Source organism: Allofournierella sp. (genome assembly GCF_017889395.1).
Taxonomy (GTDB): Bacteria; Bacillota; Clostridia; order Oscillospirales; family Ruminococcaceae; genus Allofournierella.
Window position 1 is genome coordinate 24763 of record NZ_JAGHKE010000038.1, and the last position, 6000, is coordinate 30762.

Below are 6000 nucleotides of genomic sequence, written 5' to 3' on the forward strand. Positions count from 1 at the left end.
GTCCCATGCTCTTTTGCCTGGGCCGCGCAGTCAAGGAGGATCGAACGAATGCTGGAGCAAGCATTTGCAGATGTGTATTCGAAATTTAAATTACATTTCTATCAGAAGGTATTCAGTCGGTTCCAGGCGCGGGAAGCCAGCCTGACCACTGTGGAGACCTTCTGCATGGAGATCATCCAGGCGCTGGGGAAGCCCACCATCAACGAGTTTGCCAGCTTTGTACAAATCTCCCCGCCCAATGCGGCCTACAAGGTGAACAGTCTGATCAAAAAAGGCTACCTGAAAAAGGTGCAGTCGGAAAATGACCGCCGGGAGTATTTTTTGGTGGTGACCCAGAAGTACGAGGATTACTACAACATCAGTTACAGCTATCTGTCCACCGTGATGAACCGGATCAAGGATCGGTTCTCCCCTGAGGATGTGGCCAAGATTGAGGAGATGCTTACCATCATTTCCGACGAACTGATGCCGGAGATTCCGCTGAAGTCACCCAACGCCAATCACTACGCCCCGAACGCCTGAATCCATCGATTCTCAAGCCCTTTATTGCCCGGCAGGCAACCGTTTGCCGGCAGTAAGGGCTTTTTGTGCTTGTGTGCCCACTGAAAAACAACAGGGCACCAGCGCGAGAAACCCCTGTGCACAACATTCCTATCCTGGAGGGACCCCTCATGAGCGTTACATTAAAACAGGCACTGGTACTGCCCAGCTTGCGCCAAGCCACTCTGCTGGCCGGCTTTGATAATCTGGACCGGCCCATCACCTCGGTAAACGTGCTGGAATACATCGGCACGGAACCCCTGCACCAGCAGAACGAAACAGCAGGCCGCTTCGCCGGCGGCGAGCTGGTCCTCACCTGCTTTTCTTCCATCCCCACCAACGTGAACGCCCAGTGTGAATGTCTGCGCGCTCTGGCCCAGGTGGGGCAGGCCGGTCTGGTGCTGTATTATGTGGGTACCGTAATGCCTCAGGTGGACCCTGCACTGGTAACGCTGGCTCAGGAGCTGAATTTCCCGCTGCTGGTAATGCCGCCCCGTATGGAGCTGCGCTACAGCGAGGTGATCGGCGATGTGATGGACGCCATCCTGCGGGATCAGGCGGACAACACCCATCTTCTGGGCGACATTCTGGAGCACATGACCTTGCTGCCCGAGCACCAGCGCACGGTGGACACCGTGCTGCAGCTGCTCAGTGACCGGCTGCGGGCTACCGTGCTTCTGCTGGATGGCACCGGTCAGCCGCTGGGTGCCTGCGCCTGGCCCCGGGGCTCTCAGACGGATATGACCGATCTGCTGATCCAGGCCCGACAGGGCAACGCGGATCAGTGCTGCCGATTGACCATTGACCCCGGCGACGCGGCTCCCATGGAGCTGTGCCTGCTGAAGGCGGGTCAGCCGCTGAGCAACGAGGTACAGCAGCAGGCCCAGGACGTGATGCAGCTGGCACTGAACCTGTGGAGCCTGAAGCACGCGGAGCTGGCCATTGAAGAGCTGGTGCGGGCCATCCTGCGGGACGAGCCCATCAAGATGCGCCGTCTGGCTGCCCTGTTCCGTCTGAACGTGGCTTCCATCCACTGCATGTGGATGCTCAGCCCGTTGGACCCCGCCTGCCGGGAGGAGTTTCTGCGCCGGGTGCCCACCATTGCCTCCCAACTGCTGGAGCCCCACTGCCAGGCCGCCATTGCCGGCAGCTACCAGGACTTTGTGATCGTTCTGGCCGACAACGGCGTATTTGGTCCCGAAGGGGAAGCACTGGCCGCCCAGCTGGGCCAGCAGCTGAAGGCTGAGGGTCTGGGCGCAGGCTTTGTGTGCTGCCAGGGTCTGGAGAACACCGCTCAGGTGCGCGCCGCCTTCCTGCGCAGCAGCGAGGGCCTGCCCAGCGCGCAGACCATCTGGCCCACCCGCACCGTACATACGCTGGGCGAGATCGATTTTGCGCTGCACTGCAAGAACGATCTGGTACAGGACGAGGCCAGCGTGACCCGCTGCCGGGCAGTGCTTGCTCCGCTGCACAGCTCTTCCGAGGAGCTGCCTCTGGTGGATACACTGGCGGTCTACCTGCTGGATGCGGACCAGAACATTGCCCGCTGTGCTCAGCAGCTGTTTTTGCACAAAAATACGGTAAAATACCGCTACCAGCAGATCACCCACCGGCTGGGTCACACCCCGGACAAACTGCCTGAGCTCACCGCCCTGTATGAAGCGGTGGCACTGTACCGGCTTCTGGAAAAATAATGGCACGACCCCCACGGGCGGCGGAAAAGCCGCCCGTTTTTCGTGTTTCTTTTACAGCAATTTGTGCATTGCTTTGTTGCTTTTTCCCGCCACATGGTATAATAATTTTGTTCGCCGACTGTCTTTGTCGGCCGCTTTGAGATTCTATTTGTGAGGTAACCGCCCATGCATTCCGCCCTTTCCTGGCTGCGAAAAAATCCGCACGCCTGGCTGATGGGGTACTGGGCATTCTATCTGTTCGGCTTCTTCAGCCTGGAACAGCTGGACCCGGAATACACCATCATCCATTGCTTCATCGACGACAAAAAAACCGACTACTGCCGCCTGTGCTTCATTATGTTTGTTGGCATGACGGTGGCCATGCTTACTTATCTGGTCTGGCCCAACGGTCTTGATCTGCGCCAGCCGATTCTGCGGCAGAACGTTCTGTGCCAGCTGGTGGAGCTGCTGCGCGGCATCGACACCCCCACCAATGTCTGCCCCTCCATCCACATTTCCAGCACCGTCTCCATTGCCATTGTGGGGCTGCGCTGCAAGCTGTTCCGGGGCAACCTGCCGGTGCATGCGCTGATCTGGGCCATGACCATCCTGATCACTCTGTCCACTTTGTTTTTGCGCCAGCATTCGGTGATCGATGTGGTGGCCGGTGCGGCACTGAGCCTGGTATTGATGATTCCCGCCTACCGCATCAACTGGGAAAAGATCTTTCCGGAAATTGCGCCGTCTGCCAGTAAGGTGGCCTGAGGTACGATACATAACAACTTTTTAAAAGCGAGGGCGTTCCCTCGCTTTTTCTTTGCACGCACTGCTGCAATCACGTCTCATTCCGTGCATTTTTGTGCAAATTGCCCCTTGTTTCCTTCCTATCTTACGCCTATGATAATAATAGAACAGGGTGCGAAGTATCTCGCCGCCCACCGGAAAGGAGCGTGTTTCCAATGCACCAAACCATCGAATCTCTGCTTTTGGCCCACGGGCGCGCCATTCTGAATTCCCCTGGAATGCAACTGGAGCAGCAGTTCATCCAGCACGGCAGCGTAACCTGCTTCGACCATTCACTGGCCGTAGCGTATCTGAGCCTGTGGATCGTTCTGCGGCTGGGCCTTCGGCTGGACCTGCGCAGCCTGGTGCGCGGCGCTTTGCTACACGACTACTTTTTATATGACTGGCACGAAAAGGATGAAAGCCACCGCTGGCATGGCTTCCACCACGCCCGCCGGGCCCTGGACAACGCCAGCCGGGATTTTGAACTGAACTGCATTGAGCGGGATATCATTGAAAAACACATGTTCCCGTTGAACCTCACCCCTCCCCGCTTTGCGGAGAGCGTTGTGGTGACCTGCGCGGACAAAATCTGTGCTTGCTTTGAGGTGTTTTCCATCCTGCTCTATCGCCCGGACTTTTCCCGTTTGGGTCTTGTAACCGCAAACGGCAACTGAAAACAGCCGCTCCGGAGATTGTTTTGTGCTCCGGGGCGGCTGTTTTTCTTAATTCCTTGCCATCTCCTGTGAATTGTTTTCAATTTATTCACAATTATCCCATTGACAGAAGATTTCAAAAAGGTTACAATTTAGTTGCAAGAAAGTTACACCCCCTTTTTCATGTGTTGTGAGGCGTCTCCGGTTCTTCTCCTCCTTCCGCCCCCCTAGCGGTTCTTTGATCCGGCTGAGCAGGGCGTCTCGAAATTCCTGTGGCAAGCTCCACCGCCCATTCCCGGGCGGTGGAGTTTGTTTTTGCCCTTTTTCTCTTGTGCCTGCCGCCCGCAAACGGTATGATAAAAACAGCACGGGACTTTTCGTCCCATTTAAAAGGAGCGTTTTCCATGTCTGCTGTTTTTTCCCGGCTTGCCCCGCTGCGGGTAGCGAAATATGCCCTGGGCGGACTGCTTGCCAGCTTTTTTGCTTCCCTGCTCGGGCTTTCCTACAGCACCTCCGCCGGAGTGATTGCCATTCTGAGCATCCAGACCACCCGCAAGCAAACCCTGGCATTGGTGCTTCGGCGTTTTACCGCCTTTTTCGCGGCCATGGCACTGGCCTTCGGCTGCTTTTCCCTTCTGGGATATCATCTGATCGCCTTCGGGCTGTTTCTGCTTTTGTTTGCCGCCTTCTGCCAGTGGTTCGGCCTGCAGGAGGCGCTGGTAATGAATACCGTGCTGGTGCTGCATCTGTACGCAGAGCGCACCATGAACCTGTTCTGGCTGCGCAACGAGCTGCTCTTGCTTTTAATCGGTGCCGGGATCGGGATACTGGTGAATCTTTACATGCCGGGTGCGGCAAAGGCCATTCGCCAGAGCCAGGCCCAGGTGGAACAGGCCTTCCGGGACATTCTGCAGCGGATGGCGGACCGGCTGCTGACCCGCAGCAAACAGGGCTACACCGACAGCTGTTTTGCTCCGCTGGAGCAGCAGCTGGAGGGGCTTGCTCGCAAAGCCCGGGAAAACCAGGACAACGCCCTGCTCAGCGACCAGTGGTATTTTGTAAACTACGTAAGTATGCGCCAGCATCAGCTGACGGTACTGCGCCGCATTTATGACAACATTCACCGACTGGATCAGGTTCCCGAACAGGCCCTGAGCATTGCCGATCTGCTGGAGGAAATCAGCCGCTCCTTCCATGAGCACAACAATGCCGCCGCACTGCTCCAAAAGCTGCACGGAATGCAGATCGCCATGCGGGACGAACCCCTGCCTCAGAGCCGCGCCGAGTTTGAAAACCGTGCACTGCTTTACCGGGTACTGTACGATCTGGAGGACTTTTTGCAGCTGAAGGCAGACTTTGCTGCCGCGCTCACCGAGCAGGAACGCAGCCGGTTCTGGGGAGACTGACCCGAAAAATTTTTGCTTTACCTTGGTAAATTTCAACCAAGATAAGTCATACTTAGGCCAGTTTTTCGACAAATTGCCGGTTTTCCCGGTTCGGGGTTTGAAAAGTTTGGCGGCGGTGCATTTTGTATTTTTCGGCCAAATATGATACACTTTTTAAAACCACCCGGCACGCAGGGCCACCGGCGCAGGATTTGTGCAAATTTGCGCTTCAAATGCCCGCGTTGTTCTTGTTAGAAAGGCGATTCTGCCTTATAATAAAAGGAACGAAGCGTTTTGCTGGAGAATTGTAATTGCAAAGGAGACAAGGAATATGGCTTATTATTTTGAGGAACCTTCCCGCACGTTTGGCGAGTACCTGCTGGTACCCGGTTACTCTTCCTCCGCCTGCGTACCGGACGCTGTGAGCCTGAAAACACCGCTGGTTAAGTACCGCAAGGGCGAGGAGGAATGCCCCCTCACCATGAACATCCCCATGGTAAGCGCCATCATGCAGTCGGTTTCCGGCGATCGCCTGGCCATCGCGCTGGCAAAGCAGGGCGGCGTATCCTTTATTTACGGTTCCCAGTCTGTGGAAGATGAGGCCGCTATGGTTGCCCGCGTGAAGAGCTACAAGAAGGGCTTTGTAACCAGCGACTCCAACCTGAAGCCCACCGCTACCCTGGCGGATGTTCTGGAGCTGAAGGAAAAGACCGGCCACTCCACCGTTGCCATCACCGAGGACGGCACCCCCAACGGCAAGCTGCTGGGCATCGTGGCCAGCCGCGACTACCGTGTCAGCCGTATGTCCATGGACGAGCCTGTTGCCAACTTTATGACCCCCATGGAGAAGCTGGTCTGCGCTCCGGACACCACCACCCTGAAGGAAGCCAACGACATCATCTGGGACAACAAGATCAACTCCCTGCCCCTGGTGGATGCTGAGGGCCATCTGAAATACATGGT

The 6000-nt window shown here is 56.5% G+C and carries 6 protein-coding genes; all 6 read left to right on the forward strand.

Translation table 11 applies throughout. The features are described from left to right. The first annotated feature begins 48 nt into the window (after window positions 1-48). The gene (locus J7G73_RS06535; RefSeq protein ID WP_087182064.1) at window positions 49-522 is read left to right on the forward strand and encodes a MarR family winged helix-turn-helix transcriptional regulator; all 474 of its coding nucleotides are present in this window, start codon (window positions 49-51) and stop codon (window positions 520-522) included. Window positions 523-671: 149 nt separating this feature from the next. Then, window positions 672-2234 (forward strand): PucR family transcriptional regulator, encoded by a 1563-nt coding sequence (locus J7G73_RS06540; protein ID WP_291245676.1) that lies wholly within the window; start codon window positions 672-674, stop codon window positions 2232-2234. A gap of 165 nt (window positions 2235-2399) precedes the next feature. Further along, complete coding sequence (locus J7G73_RS06545; RefSeq protein ID WP_291245677.1) at window positions 2400-2978, forward strand: phosphatase PAP2 family protein; 579 nt, start codon at window positions 2400-2402, stop codon at window positions 2976-2978. A gap of 194 nt (window positions 2979-3172) precedes the next feature. Further along, a complete protein-coding gene (locus J7G73_RS06550) occupies window positions 3173-3673 on the forward strand; it encodes an HD domain-containing protein (RefSeq protein WP_291245678.1) in 501 nt (166 codons plus the stop codon). 383 nt (window positions 3674-4056) lie between these two features. Continuing rightward, window positions 4057-5058: an aromatic acid exporter family protein gene (locus J7G73_RS06555; protein WP_291245679.1), complete on the forward strand. Its 1002-nt coding sequence runs from the start codon at window positions 4057-4059 to the stop codon at window positions 5056-5058. Between the two features lie 310 nt (window positions 5059-5368). After that, window positions 5369-6000, forward strand: a 632-nt coding sequence (locus tag J7G73_RS06560) for an IMP dehydrogenase (protein WP_291245680.1), incomplete at its 3' end; no start/stop codon positions are given.

Excerpts from the sequence above, each read along its gene's own strand:
- J7G73_RS06555 (WP_291245679.1), top strand. The coding sequence starts at position 4,057 with ATGTCTGCTGTTTTTTCCCGGCTTGCCCCGCTGCGGGTAGCGAAATAT.
- J7G73_RS06550 (WP_291245678.1), top strand. The coding sequence starts at position 3,173 with ATGCACCAAACCATCGAATCTCTGCTTTTGGCCCACGGGCGCGCCATT.
- J7G73_RS06545 (WP_291245677.1), top strand. The coding sequence starts at position 2,400 with ATGCATTCCGCCCTTTCCTGGCTGCGAAAAAATCCGCACGCCTGGCTG.
- J7G73_RS06535 (WP_087182064.1), top strand. The coding sequence starts at position 49 with ATGCTGGAGCAAGCATTTGCAGATGTGTATTCGAAATTTAAATTACAT.
- J7G73_RS06540 (WP_291245676.1), top strand. The coding sequence starts at position 672 with ATGAGCGTTACATTAAAACAGGCACTGGTACTGCCCAGCTTGCGCCAA.